Source organism: Micromonospora sp. NPDC005203 (assembly GCF_042872705.1).
Lineage (GTDB): Bacteria > Actinomycetota > Actinomycetes > Mycobacteriales > Micromonosporaceae > Micromonospora.
The window spans coordinates 50,505-76,135 of record NZ_JBIAKV010000004.1 but is presented as its reverse complement, the minus strand read 5'-3'; the positions used below and the strand labels follow the sequence as shown (position 1 = coordinate 76,135).

Below are 25,631 nucleotides of genomic sequence, written 5' to 3'. Positions count from 1 at the left end.
CTGCCGGGTGCCCGGAGGCGGGGCGGCCACCCCTGACAGAATGCCGGTGAGGACTGTTCCACGATGAGGAGTTGCCAGCCGTGATCCGTACCCACAATGCCGGAAGCCTGCGCGCCGCGGACGCCGGCTCGACGGTGACGCTCGCCGGGTGGGTGGCCCGCCGGCGCGACCACGGCGGGGTCATCTTCGTCGACCTGCGCGACGGCACCGGCGTCGTCCAGGTGGTCTTCCGCGAGGAGGACGCGCACGCGCTGCGCAACGAGTTCTGCGTGAAGGTCGTCGGCGAGGTGACCCGCCGGCCGGCCGGCAACGAGAACCCGGAGCTGCCCACCGGTGAGGTCGAGGTGACCGTCACCGAGCTGGAGGTGCTCTCCGAGGCCGCGCCGCTGCCGCTGCCGGTGGACGACCAGATCGAGGCCGGCGACGACATCCGGCTCAAGTACCGCTACCTGGACCTGCGCCGCAGCGGGCCGGCGAACGCGCTGCGGTTGCGTTCGCGCGCCAGCCACCTGGCCCGGGGTGTGCTGCACGAGCGGGACTTCCTGGAGATCGAGACGCCGACGCTGACCCGGTCGACGCCCGAGGGCGCCCGCGACTTCCTGGTGCCGGTGCGCCTGCAGCCCGGCAGCTGGTACGCGCTGCCGCAGTCGCCGCAGTTGTTCAAGCAGCTGCTGATGGTCGGCGGCATGGAGCGGTATTACCAGATCGCCCGCTGCTACCGCGACGAGGACTTCCGGGCCGACCGGCAGCCCGAGTTCACCCAGCTCGACATCGAGATGTCCTTCGTCACCGAGGACGACGTGATCGACCTCGGTGAGGCGATCGTCTCGACGCTGTGGAAGGAACTGGCCGGGCACGAGATCTCCGGGCCGATCCCGCGGATCACCTGGCACGACGCCATGGCCCGGTACGGCTCCGACAAGCCGGACCTGCGCTACGGCGTCGAGCTGACCGAGCTGACCGAATACCTGCGCGGCACCGCGTTCCGGGTGTTCGCCGGGGCGATCGACGCGGGCGGCTACGTCGGCGCGGTCGTGATGCCGGGCGGCGCGGCGCAGAGCCGCAAGGAGCTGGACGGCTGGCAGGACTGGGCCAAGGCGCGTGGCGCGCGCGGCCTGGCGTACGTGGTGTTGGACGCCGAGACCGGCGAGGCACGCGGACCGGTGGCGAAGAACCTCTCCGCAGAGCACCTGGGCGGGCTCGCCGACGCGGTCGGCGCCAAGCCGGGCGACGCGATCTTCTTTGCCGCCAGCGCCACCACCCGGGAGGCGCAGGAGCTGCTCGGCGCGGCCCGCGTGGAGATCGCCAGGCGGTCCGGTCTGATCGACGAGAGCGCCTGGGCGTTCTGCTGGGTGGTCGACGCGCCGATGTTCGAACGCACGGACGAGGGCGGTTGGACGGCCGTGCACCACCCGTTCACCTCGCCGAACTCGGAGTGGGTGGACCGGTTCGAGGAGGCTCCGGACCGGGCCCTGGCGTACGCGTACGACATCGTCTGCAACGGCAACGAGATCGGCGGCGGGTCGATCCGTATCCACCGGGGTGACGTGCAGAAGCGGGTCTTCGACCTGCTCGGCATCACGCCCGAGGAGGCGCAGGACAAGTTCGGCTTCCTGCTGGAGGCGTTCAAGTACGGCGCTCCGCCGCACGGCGGCATCGCCTTCGGCTGGGACCGGGTCTGCATGCTGCTCGCCGGCGCGGACTCGATCCGCGAGGTCATCGCGTTCCCGAAGACCCGGGGTGGGTTCGACCCGCTGACCGGCGCACCGACGCCGATCACCGGCCAGCAGCGCACCGAGGCCGGCATCGACGCCAAGCCCAAGCCGCCCGCGACGGCCCACACGGGAACCGCCGGCCCCGCAGCCCCGGTAGCCGACCCGGTCTGACCCCACCCCGCTTGGTTGATCAAGAGGTTTGCGTCATAATAGCCCCCCGAGGTGGACCCAAACACTTTGTAAAACCACCCGGGGGGGGGGGGGGGGTGGGGGGGGGGGTGGGGGGGGGGGGTGGGTTTCTGGGGCGTGCGGTCTGTCGGCGGGGGGTGCGCGCCGGGCTCGCTGTGGTCGGGACGTTCCACTCCGGTGAGCTCGCGGTGCCGGGCGTGCACGCCCGGCGGCTGGACGTCACCGACCGGGCCGCCGTGCGCGCGCTTGTCGCGCAGGTGCGGCCGGACGCCGTGGTCGGGACCCCCTACCGGTACGACGACTGGGCGGTCACCGCCGACGGCGCCGCGAACGTGGCGGTCGCCGCCGCCGAGGTGGGCGCCCGGCTGGTGCACGTGTCGAGCGACGCGCTGCACGCCGGCCGTCCCACGCCGTACGCCGACGACGACCCACCCACCCCGGTGCACGCGTACGGAGCGGCGAAGGCCGCGGCCGAGACCGCCGTGCGGGCGATCGACCCCGGCGCGGCCCTGGTGCGTACCTCGCTGATCCTGGGGGAGGGCAGCAAGCAGATCCAGCTCTGCCGGGACGCGCTCGCCGGCCGGGCCGTCCTGTTCAGCGACGAGATGCGCTGCCCGATCGACGTCACCGACCTGGCCGAGGCCGTGCTGGAGTTGGTCGCCTCCCCGTACGCCGGTCTGCTCAACGTGGCCGGCCCGGACGCCGTCAGCCGCGCCGACCTGGGCCTGCTGGTCGCGGCGCGGTTCGGTCTGGACGCGGCCGGGCTCACGACCACCACCGGGGCCGCCGCCGGCCTGTCCCGCCCCCTCGACGTACGCCTCGACTCCGCCCGCGCCACCGGCCTGCTGCGCACGCCACTGCGGGGAGTACGCGAACTCCTCGCGCCCTGAGCAAGCTTGCATAGTTGTCATGCAAAAATATTGTGCACAGGAGTTGTGCAGAGTTAGTGTGCAGGCATGGAGAGCCCTTCACCCGAGCGGCCGGTCGAGCAGCGCCGCGTCCATCTGGACGGCCGACAGGTCCGCACGCTTGCCCACCCCCTGCGGATGCGGCTGCTCGGCTCGCTGCGGGTCGACGGCCCGGCGACCGCGACCGCGTTGGCGCAGCGGCTGAGCACCAACACCGGCGCCACGAGCTACCACCTGCGCCAGCTCGCCGACGTCGGACTGGTGACCGAGGATCCCGACCGGGGCACCAGCCGGCAGCGATGGTGGCAGGCCGCACACGACCTCAGCGACTTCGAGCCCACCGACTTCGACGACGATCCGGACGCCCGTGCCGCAGTGCAGTGGATCCAGGGCGACCAGGTACGGGTGATGGCCGAGCTGGCCGAGCGGTGGATGGCCGTCGAGCACCACCAGTCCCGTGACTGGCGTGACGCCGCCGGCATGAGCGACCTGGTGCTGCCGCTGGACCCGACCCGGCTGCGGGCTCTCAGTGCCGACCTGTGGGCGGTGCTGATGCGCTACCGCGACGAGGCGGTCACCGAGGCGTCGGACGTCAAGCCCGTGCACGTGTTCCTGGCGGGCTTCCCCCGGTTGGACGATCGCTGGTGAGCGCGAGGAGTGAGCCGGTGTTGCGAGCCCCGCAGTCGCGAACGAACGGTGGCCTGGTGAGCGCGAGGAGTGAGCCGGTGTTGCGAGCCCCGCAGTCGCGAACGAACGGTGGCCTGGTGAGCGCGAGGAGTGAGCCGGTGTTGCGAGCCCCGCAGTCGCGAACGGAGGTGTCGTCGTGAGTGCGCTGACCGTACGCCAGGTCCGGCGTCGTTACCTCACCCTCTACGGCCTGCGCTGGCTGCCCACCGGCCTGATGATCCCGGTGATGATCCTGCTGATGCAGGAGCGCGGCCTGTCGCTGCCGCAGATCGGTCTGGTCTTCACCGCGCAGGGACTGCTGGCGCTCGCGCTGGAGTTGCCCACCGGCGGGCTCGCCGACGCTCTCGGCTGCCGGCCGGTGCTGGTCGTCGCCGCGGCGCTCAACCTCGTCTCGCTGGCGCTGTTCGCGGCGGCCGACTCGTTCTGGGTGTTCTTCCTGTTCTTTGCGGTGCAGGGGATCTATCGGGCACTGGACAGCGGCCCGTTGGAGTCCTGGTACGTCGACGCCACCCTGGCGGTCGACCCGCAGGCCGAGTACGAACGCGGCCTCGGGCACGCCGGTGCCGTCAGTGGCGGGGCGATCGGCGCTGGCGCGCTGCTCAGCGGTGGTCTGGTCGCGCTGGGTTCGATCGGGCCGGTCAGCGCGCTCACCGTGCCCGTGTTGGCCGCGATCGTCGCGCAGGCGGCCGCGCTCGTCGCGCTGCTCGTCCTGCTGGTCGAGCAGCGGCCGGCCAGGGGGGTCGCGGCGATCCGGGCCTCGGTGGTCCAGGCGCCCCGGATGATCAGTCAGGCATTCGGGTTGCTGCGTCGTTCCCGGGTGCTGCTGGCGCTGGTGTCGGTGGAGCTGTTCTGGGGCTTCGGCATGATCACCTTTGAGTCGCTGCTGCCGGTCCGGCTCACCGAGGTGATCGGCAACCCGGAACGGGCCGCCGCGCTGCTCGGGCCGGCCAGTTCGGCCGCCTGGCTCGCCTCGGCCGCCGGGGCGGCACTGACCCCGCTGCTGCTGCGCTGGTTCGGGGCGGCCCCGGGTGCGGCCCTGCTGCGCATCCTGCAGGGTGTGACGGTGGCCGGGATGGGCCTGTTCGCCGGGCCGGTCGGGGTGCTGGTGGCCTACCTGGCCTGCTATGCCGTGCACGGCGCGTCCAACCCGCTGCACAGTGGGCTGTTGCACCGGCAGGTCGACGGCCCCTACCGGACCAGCGTGCTCTCGCTGAACTCGATGATGGCGCAACCCGCCGCCGCCCTCGGCGGGGTGGTCCTGACCGCGATCGCCGCCGCCGCCAGCGTCAGCACCGCGATGGTGGTCGGCGCGGTGGTGCTCGCCGTCGCCGCGCCGCTCTACCTGCCGGCCTGGCTGGCCAGCCGCCGGCCCGCAACCCCGGTCGAGCCGACGGCGGTGCCCGTGTCGGCGCAACGGTAGGAGGGCCACTCACCCGGGCGGCGGTCCACCCGGTCCGGACGTGGACACCCCAGATCCACCGTGGAGATTGGCGAGTCGACCGATTGGGTACATCACGCGCCGACCTACTGGGAACCCCCACCGGAGGAGCGACATGCTCGCCATTCTCGCGGCCATCGTCTTTGGCTTTGCCCTGCTGATCGATCTGCTCGACACCAACTTCGGCGCACCCGACCTGTTCAACTGGAACACCCTCGTGCTCCTCGGTCTGTTCCTGCTCTCGCTCTACCTGGGCGGCGTGGGCAGCGGCCCGCGCAGCGGTGGCGGTGGCGGTGGCGGTCGCTGGTACCGGGGCCGTCGCCCCGGTCGTGGCTGACCGGAACCGATCACCGGGGGCGGGCCCACGGCGCGATTCTGGCCTCGTGGGCCCGGCCCGGTACTGTCTTCGTGATGGAGTCCGACGCCCTCTTCTCCCTCGGTGAACCCGCCGGGTCGCGCAGCGCGCCCGACGGTCCCGCCGGTGTCGACGGCTTCACCGCGGTGGCCGACGACTCGCCCCTGCCCGTCCGGATGCGCCCGGTGACTCTCGACGAGTTGATCGGCCAGGACCATCTGCTCGCCCCCGGCGCCCCACTGCGGCAACTGGTCTCCGGCGGCGCTCCGATGTCGGTGATCCTCTGGGGTCCCCCGGGCAGCGGCAAGACCACCATCGCGCACCTGGTGGCCGGGGCGACCGACCGGCGCTTCGTCGCCATGTCGGCGCTCTCCGCCGGCGTCAAGGACGTCCGGGCGGTGATCGAGGCGGCCCGCCGCCAGCGCCGCTCGGGCGGCCCGCAGACCGTGCTCTTCATCGACGAGGTGCACCGGTTCAGCAAGACCCAGCAGGATTCGCTGCTCGCCGCGGTCGAGGACCGCACTGTCACGTTGCTGGCGGCGACCACCGAAAATCCGTACTTCTCGGTCATCTCGCCGTTGCTGTCGCGGTGCGTGCTGCTCACCCTGCAACCGCTCGACGACGAGGCGGTGCGGGGCCTGCTGCGCCGCGCGGTCGCCGACAAGCGTGGCCTCGACGGCGTGCTCACCCTGACCCCGGAGGCCGAGGACCACCTGGTCCGACTCGCCGCCGGTGACGTCCGCAAGGCACTCACCGCGCTGGAGGCGGCGGCGGCCTCCGCCACGGCGCTCGGCGGCGGGCGGATCGACCTCGCCACCGCCGAGCAGGCCGTCGACGTCGCGGCGGTGCGCTACGACCGCGACGGCGACGCCCACTACGACGTGGTCAGCGCCTTCATCAAGAGCCTGCGCGGCTCGGACGTGGACGCCGCGGTGCACTGGCTGGCCCGCATGCTGGTCGCCGGTGAGGACGCCCGGTTCATCGCCCGCCGCCTGGTCATCTTCGCCAGCGAGGACGTGGGCATGGCCGACCCGGGCGCACTGAGCGTCGCCACCGCCGCCGCCCACGCCGTCGAGTACGTGGGGCTGCCCGAGGCGCAGCTCAACCTGGCCCAGGCGGTGATCCACCTGGCCACCGCCCCCAAGTCCAACTCGGCCACGACCGCCATCGGTGCCGCGATCGCCGACGTCCGGGCCGGTCGGGGAGGCCCCGTGCCGCGCGGGCTGCGCGACGCGCACTACGCCGGCGCTCGCGGCCTGGGCCACGGCACGGGTTACCGCTATCCGCACGACGACCAGCGCGGTGTGGTCACCCAGCAGTACGTGCCGGACGACCTGGTCGGCACCGACTACTACCAGCCCAGCCCGCACGGCGCGGAACGGTCGGTGGCCAACCGGCTGCCGGTGCTGCGCCGGATCGTGCGTGGCCTGCCGGCCCCGGCCACCCGTCCGGACACTCCGACAGTCGAGCCGCAGGTAACGACGCGGACCGTGTCCGCGCTTCCTGGTGGGAACGGCCGCCCGACGACGGGCACGGGCACCTCCGGCACGACGCAGGACAGCGGCGCTGACGCCGCAGGAGAGGGTCAACAGTGAGATCGCGTGGTGGGGACCGCCCGGACGAGGGCCCGGACGAGCGGCGCGATCCCCGCGCCAAGACGCGCCGGTGGGGTCGAGGCCGGGCGCCCGAGGCCGAGCCGGCGGAGCCGGTCGCCGGCGAGGAGTTCGGCTGGATCGACGACCTCCGCTCAGCCAAGCAGCAACGCGGTGAACTGGGTCCGGACGGCGCGCCGGCCGAACCCCACCGCCCTCACGGTGGTCCGCCGGTAGAGCCCGCCGGGCTGCGTGGGGGTGCGCCGGCCGAACCCGCCGGGCCGCGTGGGGGTGCGCCGGCCGAACCCGCCGGGCCGCGGACGGGTGCGCCGGTAGAGCCCGCCGGGCCGCGGACGGGAGCGCCGGCCGAGCCGGCCCGTGCGCGGGGGCCGGTGCCGCCGGCGGCCGCGGCGCCGCCCGCCCCGAGCCAGAGCGGCCCGGGTGCCGCCGCCCGTCGACCGGTCGACACCCCCTGGCCGGGGGACGTGCCGCCGGCGGGCCGCCGCCCGGATGACCGCCCACCTCCCGCCGGCCCCGCTGCCCCCGGCCCGGGGCAGCCCGCGCGTCGCGGCGTACGGCCGGCACCCGGTGCCCGTGCCGCCGTACCGCCGGCGCCTCCCGCCGCCCGCCCGGTCGGCGGCGACCCGGCCGGCCCGCCGGCGCCTCGCGCCACACCCGACGCGCCCGGCGGCCCGGCCCGGCCCCGCCCGGCAACGGCTCCCCCCGGCCCACCCACCTCAGGCGCCCCGACCGGTCGTCGTCCGGACGCCGCCGTTCCGCCGGGCCGTCGTCCGGACGCCGCCGTTCCGCCGGGTCGTCGTCCGGACGCCGCCGTTCCGCCGGGCCGCCGTCCGGACGCCGCCGTGGCCGGCGGTCACCCGGACGCGATGCCGCCACTGCGCCGCCCGGACGCCGGCCCACCGGGTCGCCGACCTGGTCCGGAGCCCACCGAGCCCGGTCGTGCACTGCCGCCGGCCGAGGGAGCACCCGCCGGTCGGCGCGCCGGAGCGGCACCCGACCCGCCGCGGGCCGCCGGACCAGCCGCCGGCGCGGCGCGCCTCGCCGGCGCGCCGGCCGCGCCACCGGCCGCGGACGGCCTACGACCCGACCCCGCCATCGACCGCGACCCACGTACCGCGCGGCGTCGCCCAGGCCCGGTCGACCCGGGGGCCCCGGAGCCCACCGACCGTCGTCCCGACGAGCGTTCCCGTCCGGCCGCCGGCCGCCGCCGTGCCGCCGAACCCGACGAGCCCGCGGTGCCCCGCACGGGCAACGCCCCGCCGGTGCCGGCGGCCTCCGGCGCGCACAGCGGTGCCACGCCCACCATCGGACCGGCCGACGGCACCGGTCGTCGCCGGGCCGTCCCCGCTGAGCCGGAGCATCGGCTGCCGGCCGGCGGCGAACCCCGGGCGGACCGCCCCGAACGGCCCGCCGACTGGCTGCGCCAGGCCGGCCGCCTGCCGCACACCGACCCCGGTCTGCCCGTGGTCAACCGCCGCGGTGGCACCCCGCCGGCCGCGGGTCGCGGCCCCGCACCGGCCGGCGGTGCGGGTGACCTCGTCGACCACGCGTCCGGTCGCCTCGGCGTGCCCGACCCGGCCGCGGAGCGCACCGCCGCCCGCCGGCCCGCCGGCCCGCCGGCCGACCCCGGTGCGGACCCTCCGACCGGTCGTCGTGCCGCCCGACCCGACGCGCCAGGAACCACAGGTGAGCAGGCTCTGCCCCCTGCGTCGGCGTCCGGCGATCGCCCGGCCCGTGGCCGGGGCGCTGCGGCGTCCGTTGCGGACCGCACCGGCGGGCGGGCCCGCCCGTTGGGCGCGCCCGGCCCGGACGCGACTCCCACGCCGGATCCGACCGGCCGACGACGCCGGCCGGGCGCCGAGCCCGGTTCGGACGGCCCAGGGCGATCCGGCCCGGCCAACGACCGCGGCGACGCCCCCTACGCCGGTGGACGGCCCGCGCCCGGCGTCGGTCCCGGCGCACCCGCGCCCGGCGTCGGTCCCGGCGCACCCGCGCGCGGCGCCGCCCGCTCCACCCCGCCCGGCCGGGCGCGACCCGTCCCGGGTGGCGCACCGGTCCCGGGCGCCGGGCGCCGGGGCGTCGACCCCGCGGCCCGCCCCGCCCCGGGCGCCGAGTCGGCACCCCGGGACGCCGTCCGTCCGGACGGTCCAGCTCGGGCCGCCGTGCCACCGGGTGGGGACGGCCCGGTTCGGGCCGCCGCCGCACCGGGCGTGGACGGTCCGCCACGTACGCGGCCGGACGGCCCGGCTCGTGCCGCCGTCCGCCCGCCCGGCGGCGCGCGACCGCCGCTCGCCGACGATCGGGCGCACGGTGAGCCGGGTCCCGGTCCCGGGTCCCCGACGCGTGGTGGCGCCCCGGCCGGCCGACCCGTGCCCGCCGACCGTGCCGCGGGACGTGCGTTGCCGCCGCACCGGGAGCCCGGCCGCGCCGACCCGAACGGCGTCGCCCCGGTGCCACCACCCGGTCGCCCCGGTGAGCCGGTCGGGGTGGCCCGTGCCGCCGCCGCGGTGCCGGTCCCGGCCGGCCCGGTGGATCGGCCGGCAGGTGAGCCCGCGCTGCGCTCGGCCGGTCAGGACACGCCCGACGACGATGCCGCGCCGGGTGCCCGATCCGAGTTGCGCCGGCAGTTGCGGGAACGCCGTCGCCTCCGCGCGGCGGTGCTGGTGCTGGTCAGCGTCGTGCTGCTCGGTGCGGTGCCGCTCTTCTTCGGCATTCGGACGCTGAGCCGTGACCCGGTCTTCGACAACCTTGATCAGCTCAACGTGCCCGGCTGGGCCGCGGCCAAGACCGTCGACGACGTCAGCGGCAGCCGCTGGTGCCTGCTCGACTGCCGGCTGCGGGAGCGCACCGTCACCTCGGACAAGTCGCCAGAGGACACGGCGAAGGTCTACGAGGACGCGCTGCGCCAGGACGGCTGGCAGCCGTGGAAGGTGAGCCGCTGCCCGGAGCAGAAGACGAAGGGCAGCTACACCTGCTGGCGTCGCGACGAGTTGACGCTCGACCTGTGGGTACGCGAGCCGACCTGCGTGCCGCCGCCGGTCGACGGCGAGCCGGCGGTCGTGCCGTCCGGCGACCCGTCGGCCGCTGCGACGGAGTGCACCGGTTCGTTGGTGTCGGTGAAGGTACGCAACGCGATCGACGACGAGCGGACCAGGCCGCAGCCGACCACCGACCCGTCCCTGACCGGGGAGGACCCGTTCCCGACGGTCAGCGGGGATCCGCTGGGTGAGCTGACACCCTCACCGTCGTGAGGCGGTCTCCATCACGGACGGTAGGGTCTGGGGCTGGCGGGCACGCCCGCTGTCGGTGACCGCTGACGGCGTGGCGCCGCCACGGTGCCACGGTTGTGCGTTCCGGGGACGTCGGGTCCTGCGGACTCTGCTTGAGGAGGACAGGCGTGGGCGACATTTTGGCGATCGCGGCGCTGATCGCGGCGAGCGCGTTCGCGGTGCTGGTGCTCATCCTGACGCTGCCCATCCTGCGGCTGCGGCACACGGTGGACGCCACCACCCGGATGATCAACGATCTCAACGACCGGACCGGACCGCTGCTCGGTGACGTGAACACCACGGTGAAGAACGTCAACACCGCCCTGGAGCAGGTGCAGACCTCGCTCGACGGCGTGAACCTCCAGCTGGCGAAGGTCGACACCATGACCAGCCACGCGCAGAACGTCACCGCCAACGTCGCCAACCTGGCCACCGTCGTCTCAGCCGCGGCCGCGAATCCGCTGGTCAAGGTGGCCGCGTTCGGCTACGGCGTGCGCAAGGCCGCCGCCGGCCGCCGGCACGCCGAGACCGAGCGCGAGGTACGCGACACCATCAAGCAGCAGCGCCGGGCCGCGCGACGCGGCAACAGCTGACCGGCCCGGCGCACCAGGAGGTAGCGGGACATGAGGCGCTTGTTCTGGCTCGGCATCGGCGTGGCCGTCGGGGTGATCGTGGTCCGCAAGGCGACCCGGACCGCGCAGGCGTACACGCCGGCGGGCATCGCCAGCTCACTGACGGAATCCGCTGGCGGGCTCGTCGAGTCGCTGCGTAGTTTCGTGGAGGACGTCCGGGTCGGAATGGCCGAACGCGAGCAGGAGATCCACCACGCGTTCGCCCAGGGCGAGGCGTTCGACGACAAGTTCGCCGACCTGCGGGAAGACCCGCGGATCGGCGATCGGGATATCTTTCCGGAGGAACACCAGCGATGAAGACGGCGGAGATCAAGCGGCGGTACCTCGCGCACTTCGAGGCGAATGGCCACACCGTGGTGCCGTCCGCTCCGCTGCCCGCCATCAGCGACCCGAACCTGCTGTTCGTCAACGCCGGCATGGTGCAGTTCGTGCCGTACTTCCTGGGTCAGCAGACGCCCGCGTACCAGCGGGCGGTGAGCGTGCAGAAGTGCCTGCGGACCCCGGACATCGACGAGGTCGGCAAGACCAGCCGACACGGCACGTTCTTCCAGATGAACGGCAACTTCTCCTTCGGTGACTACTTCAAGGCCGGCGCGATCCCGCTGGCCTGGGAGTTGTCCACGAAGCCGATCGCCGAGGGTGGTTACGGGCTGGATCCGGAGCGGATCTGGCCGACGATCTACCTCGACGACGACGAGGCGTACGAGATCTGGCGGTCGGTGGGGGTGCCCGCCGACCGGATCGTCCGCCGGGGCAAGGCGGACAACTTCTGGTCGATGGGCATTCCGGGGCCGTGTGGTCCGTCATCGGAGCTGTTCTACGACCGGGGCCCGGAGTACGGCCGTGAGGGCGGCCCGGCGGTCGACGAGGACCGGTACATGGAGTACTGGAACCTCGTCTTCATGCAGTTCGAGCGGGGGCCGGGCACCACCAAGGAGGACTACCCGATCCTGGGTGACCTGCCGGCGAAGAACATCGACACCGGCATGGGCCTGGAGCGGATGGCCTCGATCCTGCAGGGTGTGGACAACCTGTACGAGATCGACGAGGTCCGGCCGATCCTGGCGCGGGCGGCGGAGTTGACAGGTAAGCGCTACGGCGCGCACTCCGGGCATGTGGCGAGCGAGTCGCACCCGGACGACGTCCGGCTGCGGGTGATCGCCGACCACGTGCGCACGGCGCTGATGCTGATCGGCGACGGCGTGACCCCGAGCAACGAGGGTCGCGGCTACGTGCTGCGCCGGATCATGCGCCGGGCGATCCGGTCGATCCGGCTGCTCGGCTGGCAGGACCGGGCGCTGCCCGAGTTGCTGCCGGTGGCGCGGGACTGCATGTCCCCGTCGTACCCGGAGCTGGCGACCGACTTCGACCGGATCGCGGACTACGCGTACGCGGAGGAGGAGGCGTTCCTGTCCACCCTGCGTGCCGGCACGACGATCCTGGACACCGCGATCGCCGAGACCCGCACCGCGGGCGGCGCGGCGCTGTCCGGGGCGAAGGCGTTCCAGTTGCACGACACGTACGGCTTCCCGATCGACCTGACCCTGGAGATCGCCGCGGAGCAGGGCCTCGCGGTGGACGACGAGGGCTTCCGCCGGCTGATGGCCGACCAGCGCACCCGGGCGAAGGCGGACGCGCAGGCCCGCAAGACCGGGCACACCGACCTGTCGGCGTACCGGTCGGTGCTCGACTCGGGTGGCCCGGTGACGTTCACGGGTTACAGCGAGGTGGCCCGCGAGTCCACGGTGCGGGCGCTGCTCGGCGTCGACGGGCCGCGGCAGGCGGCGACCGAGGGCGACACCATCGAGCTGGTGCTCGACACGACCCCGTTCTACGCCGAGGGCGGTGGTCAGCAGCCCGACCAGGGCATGATCACCGTCGGCGGCGGGCAGGTCGAGGTGCTCGACGTGCAGCAGCCGGTGCCCGGCCTGATCGTGCACCGGGCCCGGGTGATCCGGGGTGAGGTGCGCGCCGGTGAGGCGGGGTACGCCGAGATCGACACGACCCGGCGGCGGGCGATCTCCCGGTCGCACACCGCGACGCACCTGGTGCACCAGACCATGCGGAACTTCCTCGGTGAGTCGGCCACGCAGGCGGGGTCGCTGAACGCGCCCGGTCGGCTCCGGTTCGACTTCAACACGCCGACCGGGGTGTCGCCGACCGTCCTGCGGGACGTGGAGCAGCAGGTCAACGAGGTGCTCCTGGCCGACCTGGAGGTGCACGCCTTCATCACCTCGCTGGACGAGGCGCGGCGGATCGGCGCGATGGCGCTCTTCGGCGAGAAGTACGGCGAGGAGGTGCGGGTCGTCGAGGTGGGCGACTACGCCCGGGAGTTGTGCGGCGGCACGCACGTGGCCCGCTCGGCCCAACTCGGCCTCGTGAAGATCCTCTCCGAGTCGTCGATCGGGTCCGGCGTTCGCCGGGTCGAGGCGCTCGTCGGCATGGACGCCTTCGGCTTCCTGGCCAAGGAGCACCTGCTGGTCTCCCGGTTGGCCGAGCTGTACCGGGTGCCCAACGACCAGGTCGCTGACCGGGTGGAGCAGACCGTCACCCAGCTCCGGGACGCCGAGAAGGAGCTGGAGAAGCTGCGCGCCCAGTTGGTGCTGGGCGGGGCGTCGGCGCTTGCGGCGCAGGCCAAGGATGTGCGCGGGGTGGCGTACGTGGGCACCGAGGCACCGGAGGGCGCGGCCGGCAACGACGTGCGGACCCTGGCCCAGGAGATCCGCGGCAAGATCGACCCGGCGCGGCCGGCGGTGGTCGCGGTGGCGGCCCGGTCCAACGGCAAGGCGTCCCTGGTGGTGGCGGTCAACGCGACCGCGCGCAGCCGGGGCCTGGCCGCGTCGGATCTGGTGAAGGCGGCGTTCTCCGGGCGCGGCGGTGGCAGCCCCGATCTGGCCCAGGGTGGCGGACTGCCGGCGGCTGAGGCGCCGAACCTGCTGCTCACCGTCGAGAAGGCGATCACCGAAGCGTGACAGTTCATTACTGTGAGTCAGGGCGGGCCATTCGGTCCGCCCTGGTTCGTACCCGGTCGGTGGTGACAGTCGGTGGCTGAGTCGACGCGCGGTGTGCGGATCGGGGTGGACGTCGGTCAGGTGCGGGTGGGCGTCTCCCGCTCGGATCCGGACGGAATCTTGGCAACGCCGCTGGTCACGCTCGCCCGTGATCTGACGGCGGCGCCGGACGCGGTGCCCAGCGATCTCGCCGAGTTGGCCGCGTTGGTGGCCGAGCACGAGGCTGTCGGCGTTGTCGTCGGCCTTCCGGTCAATCTCGCCGGCAAGCATGGTCCGGCGGCTGTCCACGTGAAGGCGTACGCTGACCGACTGGTCGATGTGATAGCGCCCGTCCCGGTAACGCTCACCGACGAGAGGATGTCGACGGTGGTCGCCTCTCGTAGGCTTGCCGAACGTGGCGTCCGAGGTAAACGTCAACGTGCGGTTGTCGATCAGGCGGCCGCAGTGGAGATCCTGCAGAGCTGGCTGGACGCGCAGCGGAGGCGGACGTAATGATCGACGATCTGGACCTGGGGTTCGACGAGGCCGAGCGGGGGGAGAAGGGCCGACACCGGCGCAGCTTCCGCAACGGCAAGGGCAAGGGCAAGGGCGGGTCCGGCGGTGGCCGGGGCAAGACGTTCCTGGCTCTGCTGATGGCCCTGGTCCTGTTGGGCGCGATCGGTGGCGGCGCTTTCTACGGCTTCGACCGCATCCAGAGCTACTTCGTCACCCCCGACTACGACGGCGCCGGGTCCGGTGAGGTCACCGTCGACATCAAGAACGGTGCGCTGATTGCCGACATGGCCGAGGCCCTGGTCGCGGCCGACGTGGTGAAGAGCCAGAAGGCGTTCATCGAGGCGGCCGAGGCCAACTCGCGCAGCAAGAACATCCAGCCGGGCACGTACACGCTGCGCAAGCAGATGAGCGGCACGAGCGCCGTCACCGCGATGCTCGACCTGAAGAACAAGATCGTCAACGGGTTGACGATTCCCGAGGGTCGCACGAGCTTCAACATCTACAAGCTGCTCAGCGAGAAGACCAAGATCCCGGTGAAGGACTTCCAGGCCGCCGCGAAGGACCCGGCGGCGCTGGGCGTTCCGGACTGGTGGTTCACCCGCAGCGACAGCAGGAAGGTCACCAAGTCCGTCGAGGGTTTCCTCTACCCGGACACGTACGAGATCCCGCCCAAGTCCACCGCGCAGAGCATTCTGAAGCTGATGGTGAATCGCTTCCTCTCCGTGACCGGTGAGATGAAGTTCGCCGACACGGTGCAGAAGGAACGGGGCGGCGTCAGCCCGTACGAGGCGTTGATCGTGGCCTCACTGGCGCAGGCCGAGGCGGGCAACGCCGACGACCTGGGCAAGGTCGCCCGGGTGGCCTACAACCGGGTGTACGGCGAGTTCTTCTGCAACTGCCTGGAGATGGACGTCACGGTCAACTACTACCTGGAGTCGATCGGCAAGCCGACCAAGTCGTCCAAGCAGATGACGGCGGCCGAGATGGACGACCCGAAGAACCCGTACAACCGGAAGCTGCGGGGCATGCTCCCGACCCCGATCAACAGCCCCGGCAAGCAGGCCCTGGAGGGTGCAATGGACCCGCCGGCGGGCAAGTGGCTCTACTTCGTGGCGATCGACAAGCAGGGGCACTCCGCCTTCGCCGAGACATACGACGAGCAGAAGCGCAACGAGGCCAAGGCCCGGGAAGCCGGCATCATCTGACGGCATCCGTTCCGACACACGAGCGAGAGCGGGGCAGTGGTGCGGACCTTGGCAATGGCAGTCGGCGGTGGTCGTGTCGACCCGTAGGGCCGCGGTGCTCGGCAAGCCGATCGCGCACTCCCTCTCCCCGGTGATCCACAACGCCGGTTACGCCGCGGCCGGGCTGACCGGGTGGACGTACACCCGGATCGAGTGCGCGGCCGCGGAGCTGCCGGATCTGGTCGCCGGCCTGGGCCCGGAGTGGGCCGGCCTGTCGGTGACCATGCCGGGCAAGGAGGCGGCGCTCGCCGTGGCCGACGCCGCCTCGCCGGTCGCCGTCGCCGTCGGCGCGGCCAACACGTTGGTACGCCGCCCCGACGGCTCCTGGTACGCGGACAACACCGACGTCGCCGGCATGGTGCGGGTGCTCACCGACGCCGGGGTGGGCGCCGGCGCCGCCGTGACGGTGCTCGGCGCCGGTGGCACGGCCCGCGCCGCGCTGGCCGCCGCCGCGCGGTTGGCCTGCTCCCCGGTCACCGTGGTGGCCCGTCGGGCGGCGGCGGTCGACGAGCTACGGCCGGTGGCGGACGCCCTGGGTGTCGCGCTGATCCCCGCCGACTGGGCCGCCGCGCACCAGCATCTCGCCGCCGCCGACGTGGTTGTCTCCACGGTGCCGAAGGGCGCCGCCGACCCGTTGGCCGACGCGGTGGCCTGGCGGCCGGGGGCGGTGTTCCTCGACGCGCTCTACGACCCGTGGCCCACGCCACTGGCCGCCTCCGCCGTCGCGGCCGGCCGGCGGGTGGTGTCCGGTCTGGACCTTCTGCTGGCTCAGGCGGTCGGGCAGTTCGAGCAGTTCACCGGCGTGGCCGCACCGGTCACGGCGATGCGCGAGGCGGTACGACGGGCGACCAGAGGCGGCCTTCTTTAGCTGACGGTTAAGACGCGCTTACGGGAAACTGTCGTTCCTGCGATGCGTCCTGGTCATGGATACGCTGCTCACCGTTACGGACGCAGACACAGGGAGTTTCCTTGACCAGGCACGGACTGCACCGCATCACCCGGTTCCGCTCCGCACCCCGGCGCAAGGCGATCGCCATCGGCGTGGTCGGCGGATCGGTGGTGGCCGGCGTCGTGGCGACCATGATGCCGCTGTTGGCCAGCGACGACCTGTCGATCCGGGCGGTGGCCGACACCACCGCGACCGCGGTGTCGCAGGACGGCGACAACGCGACCAAGACGACGCTGGCGACCTGCGCGACGCGCTGCGACGGCAATCCGCGTGGTGGCCGCGAGGCGGTCATCGAGTTCGCGGTGACCACCGTGCCGGCCGCCGCGGTCAACGTCCGGGCGACGCTGCGGATGCACGCCTGGCAGCAGTTTCCCGCCACGGTGACGGCGCACGCCTCACCGCTGAGCGCCCGCGAGTCGCGGCCGCCGCTGGCGACGGCCGGTGCCGTGCTGGACAGCGTGTCAGGTGTGGCCAAGGGCTTCAACGAGTGGGACATCTCCAAGCTGGTCACCGGTAACGGCACCTGGACTGTCGCCCTGGCCCAGACGGGCCTGGAGAGCCGGGTCTACTGGGCGTCGGTCGAGAACCGCAACGCGGACCTGCGTCCCAGCCTGGTGATCAGCTACGACATCGGCACCCGGCCGTCGTCGGTGACGACCACCCGGCCCGCGTCGCCGCCGAGCGCGTCGCCGAGCGCCGCGCCGACCACCGCCGCGCCGAAGCCGTCGGCCACCATCGCGCCGAGCCGGACCGCGACGCCGAGCCCGAGCGGCACCCTTCCGGACGGCCGGTGTGGTTCCGTGTCGGACAAGCTCGTCCCGTCCTGCGGCGCCTGGTGGGGCATGTACTCGCCGGCCGGGGCGTCCGGTGGCTGGGACCACGGTAAGGCCGTCACCGACGTGGAGTCACAGGTCGGGCGCAAGTTCGACATCGTGCACCGCTACCACGACTTCTCGAACGCCGGCAGCAACGGCGCCTTCCCGGACGCGTACGAGACGCAGCAGATGCGCGAGGGCCGGTTGATGTTCTTCGCCTGGGAGTCCCGTGACTTCTCCGCCGGCACCACGATGAAGTGGTCGGAGATCTACAGTGGCCGGCAGGACGCGACGATCGACGCGGTCGCGGGTCGCATCCGTGCGGCTGGCGTACCGGTCTTCATGGGCTTCGACCACGAGCCGGAGGATGAGCCGAACAAGGGCAGCGACGCCGACTTCGTCCGCGCCTGGCGCTACGTCTACGAGCGGTTCGCCAAGGCCGGCGCGACGAACGCGGTCTGGGTGTGGACGATGATGGGCTGGTCCGGGCACCACTCCCGGTACGCCGGCCTGTACCCCGGTGACCGGTACGTCGACTGGGTGGCCTACGACCCGTACAACTTCCACGTCTGCAACGGCAGCACGGTGTGGAAGAGCCCGAGCACGACGGTGGGCGGTTTCTACGACTGGTTGGACGCCAACGGCATCGGCGCCGGCAAACCCCGGATGCTCGCCGAGTTCGGCACCAACTTCAACTCCGCCGACCTGGGCGCCAAGCAGCGCTGGTTCCAGGACTTCCCGGCCGCGCTGAAGGCGCACCCGAAGATCAAGGCCGCCATCTACTTCAACTCGCCGGGCATGACCAGTCGCACGGCGACCTGCGACATGACGATGAACCACGACGCCGCAGCGGTGGCCGGTTTCGCGAAGGCCGGACAGGATCCGTACCTGCGGCAGCCCACCGGAGGGAGCCGCTGACGACCCTTTCGGCCAGTGACAGGACGCCGCGCACGGAGGTCGGGCATCCGACCCTCCGGCGTTCTGTCGGCTAGCAGATTCATGCACCGCCCAATCGGCGGATTTCATTGACCAAGCTGGACGAGGCACGCTACCGCCGGGTTCTCATCCACCTTGGAGGCGCAGCGTGCCTAGACTCTCGCACTTGTGGCGTTTCGCAGGACGACGTCGGAGCAGGGCGGGGATGGTCGCGTTGGCGACCGTCGCCGCGGTTCTCGGCGTACCCACCACCGCGTCGGCCGCGGTGGTGCCGGTCCCCGAGACGGCGACCCTGGTGTCGGCCAATCCCGCCGATGTGACGCCGCACGCCCGAGACGGTGAGACCCGCGCCTTCGCGCAGGTGGGCAACACGGTCTTCGTCGGCGGCAGCTTCACCCAACTGCGGCAGACCGCCGGCGCCGCGTGGGTCACCCAGCGCTACCTCTTCGCGTACGACCGGCTCACCGGCACCATGTCCACCACCTTCCTGCCGGTGCTCGACGGCGCGGTCAACACGCTTGTCGCCGGTCCCGGCGGCACGCTGATCGCCGGCGGCTCCTTCAAGAACGTCAACGGGGTCTCCCGGAAGAACCTGGTCGCACTCGATCCGGCCACCGGCGCGATCGTCGACAGCTGGGTCGGGCGCTCCGACGGCGGCACGGTCCGTGACCTGGCGCTGCACGGCAACTGGCTGTACGTGGCGGGCGCGTTCAACTGGCTCAACGGCACGGCACACGTCGGTGTCGGCCGCCTCAACGCGACCACCGGCGCGATCGACCCGAGCTTCGTCATCGACGCGACCGTGGGACGGCACGGCACCACGTCGTACGTCTGGACCCTCGACGTCGCGCCGGATGGCAACACGCTCGTCGTCGGCGGCAATTTCACGCTCGTCAACGGTCTGGCGCGCAACCAGATCGCGCTCGTGGACGTCTCCGCGACGCCCGCGCTGCTCGACTGGAGCACCGAGAAGTACACCTCGCCCTGCGCCTCGCCGACGACCTTCGTGCACTACGTGCAGGACGTGAAGTTCGGCGAGGACGGCAGCTGGTTCGTCGTCGGCAGCAACGGTGGCGGTGGCTGGCCGACCGCGTACTGCGACGTGCTGGTCCGCTTCGAGACCGCAGCGCGGGGCAGCGGCCTGGTCGCCACCTGGGCCGACTTCACCGGCAACGACACCATCACCTCGGTCGAGGTGGCGGACAACGTGATCTATCTGGGCGGGCACTTCCGCTGGATGAACAACCCGAACGCCAGCGACAACGCCGGCCCGGGCGCGGTCGACCGGCTCGGTATCGCCGCCGTCACCCCGGCCACCGGGATGCCGGTGAACTGGAATCCGCGTCGCAGCGGCGGCGCCTCGATGCCCTCGGGCACCAGCAGTTGGGGTTCGGCGGTGCCGGTGCTCTGGCGCGGATCGGACGGCCTCTACTTCGGGCACAACTCCGACGGCATGGGCGAGGAGTACCACGGCCGGCTCGGCATGTTCCCGCTCGCCGGGGGGCGCACCTTCAGCCCGATGAACCCGCCGTCGGCCACCACCGGCAACCTCTACCTGAACACCGCCCCGGGCACGCTGGCGAAGGTGCCCTTCGACGGCACCGCGCTGGGCACCGCGACCACCGTCAGCCAGCCCGCCTACGCGGCGGCCGGCGCGACGTGGCGGGTGGGCGACCGGATCTACTGGTCGCACACGGTGGCCGGCACGCCTACCGGGAGCCGGATCGACGTCTCGCTGTTCAACGGGGGCGCGATCGGCTCGCCGTGGGAGGCGTCCGGCTACAACGACTGGTACAACCCGGCGCTGCTGACCGGCGCCTTCTTCCTCGACGGCCGGCTCTACTACACCCGCACCGGGGCCAACAATCTCTACTACCGCTACTTCGAGATCGACGGCAACTATCTCGGCGCCACCGAGTTCGCCCTGCCGACGACCGGTGTGACCTGGTCCGGAGTGCGTGGCATGGCCTGGGTGGGCGGTCGGATCGTCTACGGTGGCACCGACGGCGCCCTGCGCAGTGTGCCGTTCGACCCGACGGCTGCGGCGAGCATGGCGGTCGATGGCACGACGACGACCGTGATCAGCGCCGCAACGCCCGAGTTGTCCTGGTCCACCCCCTCGACGTTCTTCTCCGTGCAGTAATGGTCAACCGTTCGTAACGGAGCGTCGGTAGATTGTTCACGTTGGGTCGGTGGCGGGCACACCGCCACCGGCCCCGTGATGTGGGGAGGCTCGTTGCTCGGCGCCGCTGGCATCCGTACGAGACGCGCGGTGCGTCTGATCTTCGCGGTCAAACGCGTGTGGTACCAGCTCCGCTACCGGCGGTTGACGCTCGGCCGGGACGTGGAGATCCGGGGCCGGGTCCGGCTGCGCCGAGGCGTGCGAGTGACCATCGGGGACCGCACCCGGATCAACAAGCTGGTCCGCTTCGCAGGTCCCGGTGAGGTACGCGTCGGCGCCGACTGTCTGCTCAACGCCACCTGGATCGGCACCTGGACATCGGTCACCGTGGGGGACCGGTGCCTCCTGTCGGACTGCGAGTTGCTCGACAACGACTTCCACAACCTGCCGCCCGCGCAACGGCACGCCCCGCCCGGCCCGGCCACCCGCGCCCCGATCGTCCTCGAGGACAACGTGTGGGTCGGCGCGCACGCCCTGGTGTTGAAGGGCGTCCGGGTGGGCCGGGACAGCGTCGTGGGCGCGGCGACGGTGGTCCGCACGGACGTCCCTCCCGGCGTCGTGGTTGTCGGCAATCCTCAACAGACGGTGAAGAAGTTCCATGACTGATGCGACTTCCGGCTCCTGGACCACGGACGGCCCGTCCACCGCGACCCCCGGCGCGGTGACACTGACCGACCTGCTGCGGGTGCCGATGCACCGGTTCCGGCTGGTCGGCGCGGCGGCCCTGGTCGGTCTGCTCGCCGCGCTCGGCTACGTGCTGCTGGTGCCGGCGGCGCTGACCGCGAACGCCGTGGTCGCGGTCCGGCCGGTGGTGACCGACGCGTTTACCCCCAGCGGCGCGGGTGCCGACCGGGCGGTCAACATGAACGTGGAGAGCGGCATCGCCACCGGCACCGAGGTGGTGCGGCGGCTCGCCGACGCGGCCGGCGGGCACCCGCGCGACATCCGCGGCGCGCTCGAGGTCGAGGTGCCCACCGGTGGGCAGATCCTGCGCTTCAGCTACCAGGCGGGCGAGGCGCAGCGGGCGGTGCAGGGCGCCAACCTGGCCGCCCAGACCTACCTGGACGTGCGACGCACCATGTACGAGCAGCAGCGCGCCGAGATGCTGCGCTCCTACGACGTCAGCATCACCAAGGTCGCCGCCCAGCAGGCCGCGCTGCAGAAACGGGCCAGCACCACCAAGGACCCCGCCGCCGGCAACGCGGTGGTCGCGGAGTTGGCCGGGATCAACAACCAGCTCACCCAGCTCAACTCCGCGCGTACCGAGATCGCCGCGGTCGACGTCAACCCCGGCTGGGTGACCCAGACCGCCGAGAAGTCGCTTGTCGCCTCGGCCGGGCACCGGCCGCTCTACCTGGTCGCCGGCCTGCTCGGTGGGGCGCTCATCGGCATCGTGCTCGCGTACGCCTGGGAGTCGGCCGACCGGCGGGTCCGCTCGGTCGCCGACGGCCGGGACGCCACCGGCCTACCGCTGCTCGGCACCGTGCGGCGGCCGGCGTTCCGGGGCAGCCCTCGGGCTGTCGACGCCGACGTCCGGTACGTGGCGATGGCGGTCGCCGAGCGGGTCCGTCCACCCGCGCGGGTGGCGCTGGTCAGTGCCCGGGAGGACGCCTCCGCGCTCACCGCCGGGCTCGCGGTGGCGCTCGCCGCGGACGGCCGCGACGTCTTCGTCGCCGACGACAGCGGGCGCACCGAACTGCTGCGCGCCACGGTGCTCGCCGACCGGGGACGGCTGCCCATCGACCCGTCCCGGCCGCTGGTGCCGAAGCCCCGCCCGGCCGGCAGCCCGCCGCCCGCCGGCGAGGCCGCGACTCCCCGCCGACCCTCCCCGCATCCGCCCGGCGCCCGCCCGTCCACCGACGCGGACGCCACGCTGACGCTGCCTCGGGTGTCGTCCGCCCGCCCGGAGAACGGTCGGGTCGTCGACCCGGACGAGGTGAGCGTCGGGGTGGGCAGCGTCCGGTTCGGCACCTGGCGACAGGGCGCCGACCACGGCCTGGTGCTGTTCAACGCCCCGCCCGCGGAGTCCGACGAGCGCGGCGTCGCCGTCGCCCGGCAGGGCAGCGCCGTGGTGGTCGTGGAGCGGGACCGCACCCGGCAGAGCGACCTGCGACGCCTGGTGGAGCGGCTGCGCGCCGCCGGGGTCACCCCGCTGGGCTTCGTGCTCACCCGTAACGGCCGGGCCTGAGCGTGTCGGTCACCCGTGCCCCGGCGACCGATCCGCCGCCCGGAGGCGTCAGCGCTGGCGTCGCCCCGGTGCCGCCGCCGTCGCTGCCGCCCCGGCTGCCGCTCTGGCCCCTGGCGCTGATGTTCGGCGTGGTGCCGCTTTGGTGGCTGTTCGGTGCGTTCTACCTCGGCTGGCCGCTGCTGGGTGGGTTGCTGTTCGCGTTGCTGCTCACCCGGGGTCGGGTGCCACTGCCGCCGGCGGCCGGGATCTGGTTGCTGTTCCTCGCCATCGTGGTGGTCAGCGCCACCCAACTGCCGTCGCCCGCCTCGCTGCTGACGTTCGCCCTGCGCCTGGCGTTCTACCTGACCGCGCTCGTGGTCGGTGTCTACGTCTACGTCGCCGCCCGGGAACGCGCGAGCCTGGTGGCGGTGCTCAGCCCGCTCTGCGCGTTCTGGTTCGCGCTGGTGGCGCTCGGCTGGCTCGGGGTGCTGGTGCCCCGGCTGGCCATGGCCACCCCGATGGAGGTGCTGCTGCCGGGTGGGGTGGCCCGCACCCCGTTCATCCAGGACATGGTGCACCTGACCACCGCGGAATACAGCACCCGGTCGCTCAACCCGATCTACCGACCGGCCGCGCCGTTCGCGTACACGAACAACTACGGCAGCGCGTACGCGATGACGTTGCCCTGCGTGGTGGCCTTCACGATGCTGCATCGGCGGGGTGTCCTGCGCTGGGCGCTCCTCGCGTCGTTGCCGCTGTCGCTCGCTCCGGCGTTCCTCACCCTCAACCGGGCGATGTTCCTCAGCCTCGGCGCCGGGCTCGCGGTGCTCGGGGTGCGGGCCAGCCTGCGCGGCAACATCCGGGTGGCCGCGTCCATCGTGGGCGTGGTGGTGATCGGCGCGTTGGCCACACTGTTCATCCCGGTCACCGAGTTGATCAGCAACCGGGTCGATTCCAGCGACACCAACACCGACCGGCTCTCGCTCTACACCGAGGTGATCCGCCGGGTGCAGGAGTCACCGTGGCTGGGCTACGGCGCGCCGGTGAACGTCGACACCGTCTCGGCGGACGCGCCGATCGGCACCCAGGGGCAGCTCTGGATGGTGCTGTTCAGTCACGGCGTACCCGCGCTCGTCTGTTTCCTCGCCTGGTTCGTCGCCGCCGCGGTGATCTGCGCGCGGGCGACGTCGGCGGCCGGGCAGTGGCTGTCGGTGGTGCCGGTGGTCTGCCTGGTGCAGGTCCCGTTCTACGGCATGGCGAACCAGAATCTGGCTGTCGCGTTCTTCGCGGTCGGCTTCGCGATGGCGCTCACCGAACGGGAACGGTGGACCGGGTCGCCCCGGGCGCCCGGGTGGTCGCAGCCCGCCGCGCCGGCCGCGGTGGTGCCGGCGTGACCGCCGCGACCCGACCGCCGACCGGCCCGGAGCACCGGACGCCGGTGCCCGCCGGCGCCCACGACCCGGCCGTGGTCGCCGACGCGGGCTCGACCGAGACCCGACGTAGCGCGCGCAGCGGCGTGGCCGGGCTGCTCGGCGCGGCCACCAGCGGCCTGTTCGGCTTCGTGCTGGCCGTGGTGATCACCCGGTCGTACGGCACGGCCGGCGCGGGCGCGTTCTTCGCGGCGATCGGGGTGGTCACCGTGGCCACCGCGATCTGCACGCTCGGGGCGGAGACCGGCCTGATGTGGTCGCTGCCCCGGCGCACCGTCGGCGTGCGCGGCGACGCGGCCCGGGTGCTTCCGGTGGCGCTGATCCCGCCGCTGCTGGCCGGGCTCCTGGTGGCCGGCATCGGCGTGCTGGCCGCCGACGCGCTCGCGCCCCGGCTGCTGGGTGGCTCCGGTACGAGCGGCCACGCGCTGCTCACCATCACGTTCGCCGCGGTGCCGGTGGTGGTCGCGATGACCCTCCTGCTGGCCGCGTTGCGCTGCGTGCGGTCCATCCGGGCGTACGTCGGGGTTCAGTTCCTGCTGTTGCCGGTCGCCCGGCCGCTGCTGGTCGGCGCCGCCGCGCTGGCCGGCGGTGGCCTGGTCGCCGGCATGACCGGCTGGTTGGTGCCGGCGGCGGTGGCGCTGCTGGTCTGCCTCATCCTCGTGGCCGGCCCGCTCGGGCTGGGCCGGGGCGCGGCGCTGCGACCGACAGGCGACGACTGGTCGACGTTCTGGCGCTTCGCGCTGCCCCGGGCCGCGTCGGCGGCCATCGACGCGGGCAGCATGTGGGTGGGTGTGCTGCTCACCTCCGTGCTGGCCGGGCCGACGGACGCCGGCGTGTTCGGCGCGGTCGGCCGGTACGTGCTGGCCGGCCAGCTCGCCATGCAGGGGTTGCGGGTGGCGGTGTCACCGCAGTTGTCCCGGCTGCTCGGGCGCGGTGAGCGGGCCGCGGCGGCGGCCGTGCACCGGCAGTTGACCATCTGGGGGCTGGTGCTCTCCTGGCCGGTGTACCTGCTGCTCGCGGTCTTCGCGTTGGCCTTCCTGCAGTTGTTCGGGCCGGAGTTCACCGCCGGTGTGCCGGCGATGACCGTGCTCGCGCTGGCGATGCTCGTCAACACCGGGGTGGGCAACGTGCAGAGCCTGCTGCTGATGGGTGGGCGCAGCGGGCTGCACCTGGTGGCCACCGTGGCCGGGTTGACCGTGACCGTCTCGCTGGGCCTCTGGCTGATCCCCCGGCACGGTGCCACGGGAGCGGCGGTGGCCTGGGCCGCGGGCATCGCCACCGAGAATCTGACCGCCGCCGGGTTCGCCCGGTCGGTGGTCCGGGAGCCGCTGTTCGACCGCGCGACGGTGCGTGCCGCGGCGGCCACGGTCGCCGCGGTGGGCCTGGCGGCCGGCGCCGGTGTGCTGGTGGGCGGGCGCGGCCTGCCCGGCCTGGCGGTGGCGCTGGGTGTGCTGCTGGCCGGCTGCGTCGGCATGTTGACGTTGCCCCGGGTGCGTGCCGGCGTCCGGGAGATCATGAGGCAGGTCCGTGGACGGGAGACCGCGGCCACGGCCGCCGGCCCCGGCCCGGCATCGACGAGAGGCAGGTGAGGTCCGT

General features: G+C 73.0%; 19 protein-coding genes. All 19 read left to right on the top strand.

What is annotated here, in order from left to right; genetic code table 11:
• Positions 1–80 precede the first annotated feature (80 nt).
• The 19 genes from aspS (at position 81) to ACFYPM_RS12015 (ending at position 25,624) form a co-directional block, all read left to right on the top strand.
• Entirely contained in the window at positions 81–1,886 is a 1,806-nt protein-coding gene (gene aspS / locus ACFYPM_RS12105; RefSeq protein ID WP_387194602.1) for an aspartate--tRNA ligase, read from the top strand.
• Between the two features lie 95 nt (positions 1,887–1,981).
• The gene (locus tag ACFYPM_RS12100) at positions 1,982–2,794 is read left to right on the top strand and encodes a sugar nucleotide-binding protein (protein WP_387194599.1); all 813 of its coding nucleotides are present in this window, start codon (positions 1,982–1,984) and stop codon (positions 2,792–2,794) included.
• A gap of 66 nt (positions 2,795–2,860) precedes the next feature.
• Positions 2,861–3,460: a winged helix-turn-helix domain-containing protein gene (locus ACFYPM_RS12095; protein ID WP_387194596.1), complete on the top strand. Its 600-nt coding sequence runs from the start codon at positions 2,861–2,863 to the stop codon at positions 3,458–3,460.
• Between the two features lie 175 nt (positions 3,461–3,635).
• Complete coding sequence (locus ACFYPM_RS12090) at positions 3,636–4,919, top strand: MFS transporter (RefSeq protein ID WP_387194594.1); 1,284 nt, start codon at positions 3,636–3,638, stop codon at positions 4,917–4,919.
• 133 nt (positions 4,920–5,052) lie between these two features.
• The gene (locus ACFYPM_RS12085) at positions 5,053–5,274 is read left to right on the top strand and encodes a hypothetical protein (protein WP_387194591.1); all 222 of its coding nucleotides are present in this window, start codon (positions 5,053–5,055) and stop codon (positions 5,272–5,274) included.
• 74 nt (positions 5,275–5,348) lie between these two features.
• The gene (locus tag ACFYPM_RS12080; protein WP_387194588.1) at positions 5,349–6,887 is read left to right on the top strand and encodes a replication-associated recombination protein A; all 1,539 of its coding nucleotides are present in this window, start codon (positions 5,349–5,351) and stop codon (positions 6,885–6,887) included.
• A 2,573-nt stretch (positions 6,888–9,460) separates the two neighbouring features.
• Positions 9,461–10,156, top strand: a complete 696-nt coding sequence (locus tag ACFYPM_RS12075; RefSeq protein ID WP_357254932.1) for a hypothetical protein — start codon at positions 9,461–9,463, stop codon at positions 10,154–10,156.
• A 146-nt stretch (positions 10,157–10,302) separates the two neighbouring features.
• Positions 10,303–10,767: a DUF948 domain-containing protein gene (locus ACFYPM_RS12070; protein ID WP_357254791.1), complete on the top strand. Its 465-nt coding sequence runs from the start codon at positions 10,303–10,305 to the stop codon at positions 10,765–10,767.
• Positions 10,768–10,797: 30 nt separating this feature from the next.
• Entirely contained in the window at positions 10,798–11,103 is a 306-nt protein-coding gene (locus tag ACFYPM_RS12065) for a hypothetical protein (RefSeq protein ID WP_387194585.1), read from the top strand.
• Positions 11,100–13,778: an alanine--tRNA ligase gene (alaS, locus tag ACFYPM_RS12060; protein ID WP_387194582.1), complete on the top strand. Its 2,679-nt coding sequence runs from the start codon at positions 11,100–11,102 to the stop codon at positions 13,776–13,778. Before ACFYPM_RS12065 ends, alaS begins: the two co-directional genes overlap by 4 nt.
• Positions 13,779–13,850: 72 nt before the next feature.
• A complete protein-coding gene (gene ruvX, locus ACFYPM_RS12055) occupies positions 13,851–14,309 on the top strand; it encodes a Holliday junction resolvase RuvX (protein ID WP_238671622.1) in 459 nt (152 codons plus the stop codon).
• Entirely contained in the window at positions 14,309–15,517 is a 1,209-nt protein-coding gene (gene mltG / locus ACFYPM_RS12050; RefSeq protein WP_387194579.1) for an endolytic transglycosylase MltG, read from the top strand. Before ruvX ends, mltG begins: the two co-directional genes overlap by 1 nt.
• 94 nt (positions 15,518–15,611) lie before the next feature.
• The gene (locus tag ACFYPM_RS12045) at positions 15,612–16,424 is read left to right on the top strand and encodes a shikimate dehydrogenase (protein ID WP_387195423.1); all 813 of its coding nucleotides are present in this window, start codon (positions 15,612–15,614) and stop codon (positions 16,422–16,424) included.
• A 101-nt stretch (positions 16,425–16,525) separates the two neighbouring features.
• Positions 16,526–18,238: a glycosyl hydrolase gene (locus ACFYPM_RS12040; protein WP_387194576.1), complete on the top strand. Its 1,713-nt coding sequence runs from the start codon at positions 16,526–16,528 to the stop codon at positions 18,236–18,238.
• 223 nt (positions 18,239–18,461) lie between these two features.
• On the top strand, positions 18,462–20,399 hold the full coding sequence (locus ACFYPM_RS12035; RefSeq protein WP_387194573.1) for a hypothetical protein: 1,938 nt from the start codon (positions 18,462–18,464) through the stop codon (positions 20,397–20,399).
• Between the two features lie 78 nt (positions 20,400–20,477).
• On the top strand, positions 20,478–21,044 hold the full coding sequence (locus tag ACFYPM_RS12030; RefSeq protein WP_387194570.1) for an acyltransferase: 567 nt from the start codon (positions 20,478–20,480) through the stop codon (positions 21,042–21,044).
• Positions 21,037–22,626 carry a lipopolysaccharide biosynthesis protein gene (locus ACFYPM_RS12025; protein WP_387194567.1) on the top strand — a complete coding sequence of 530 codons (1,590 nt, stop codon included), beginning with the start codon at positions 21,037–21,039 and terminating at the stop codon, positions 22,624–22,626. Before ACFYPM_RS12030 ends, ACFYPM_RS12025 begins: the two co-directional genes overlap by 8 nt.
• 119 nt (positions 22,627–22,745) lie before the next feature.
• On the top strand, positions 22,746–23,999 hold the full coding sequence (locus ACFYPM_RS12020) for an O-antigen ligase family protein (RefSeq protein ID WP_387195420.1): 1,254 nt from the start codon (positions 22,746–22,748) through the stop codon (positions 23,997–23,999).
• Positions 23,996–25,624 (top strand): lipopolysaccharide biosynthesis protein, encoded by a 1,629-nt coding sequence (locus ACFYPM_RS12015; protein WP_387194564.1) that lies wholly within the window; start codon positions 23,996–23,998, stop codon positions 25,622–25,624. The genes ACFYPM_RS12020 and ACFYPM_RS12015 overlap by 4 nt, the downstream gene beginning before the upstream one ends.
• The last annotated feature ends 7 nt before the right edge of the window (positions 25,625–25,631 follow it).

Bases quoted from the DNA above. Each gene is read 5' to 3' on its own strand.
- ACFYPM_RS12095 (WP_387194596.1), top strand. From the start codon at position 2,861: ATGGAGAGCCCTTCACCCGAGCGGCCGGTCGAGCAGCGCCGCGTCCAT.
- ACFYPM_RS12085 (WP_387194591.1), top strand. From the start codon at position 5,053: ATGCTCGCCATTCTCGCGGCCATCGTCTTTGGCTTTGCCCTGCTGATC.
- ACFYPM_RS12080 (WP_387194588.1), top strand. From the start codon at position 5,349: ATGGAGTCCGACGCCCTCTTCTCCCTCGGTGAACCCGCCGGGTCGCGC.
- ACFYPM_RS12065 (WP_387194585.1), top strand. From the start codon at position 10,798: ATGAGGCGCTTGTTCTGGCTCGGCATCGGCGTGGCCGTCGGGGTGATC.
- alaS (WP_387194582.1), top strand. From the start codon at position 11,100: ATGAAGACGGCGGAGATCAAGCGGCGGTACCTCGCGCACTTCGAGGCG.
- mltG (WP_387194579.1), top strand. From the start codon at position 14,309: ATGATCGACGATCTGGACCTGGGGTTCGACGAGGCCGAGCGGGGGGAG.
- ACFYPM_RS12035 (WP_387194573.1), top strand. From the start codon at position 18,462: ATGGTCGCGTTGGCGACCGTCGCCGCGGTTCTCGGCGTACCCACCACC.
- ACFYPM_RS12030 (WP_387194570.1), top strand. From the start codon at position 20,478: ATGTGGGGAGGCTCGTTGCTCGGCGCCGCTGGCATCCGTACGAGACGC.
- ACFYPM_RS12025 (WP_387194567.1), top strand. From the start codon at position 21,037: ATGACTGATGCGACTTCCGGCTCCTGGACCACGGACGGCCCGTCCACC.
- ACFYPM_RS12020 (WP_387195420.1), top strand. From the start codon at position 22,746: ATGTTCGGCGTGGTGCCGCTTTGGTGGCTGTTCGGTGCGTTCTACCTC.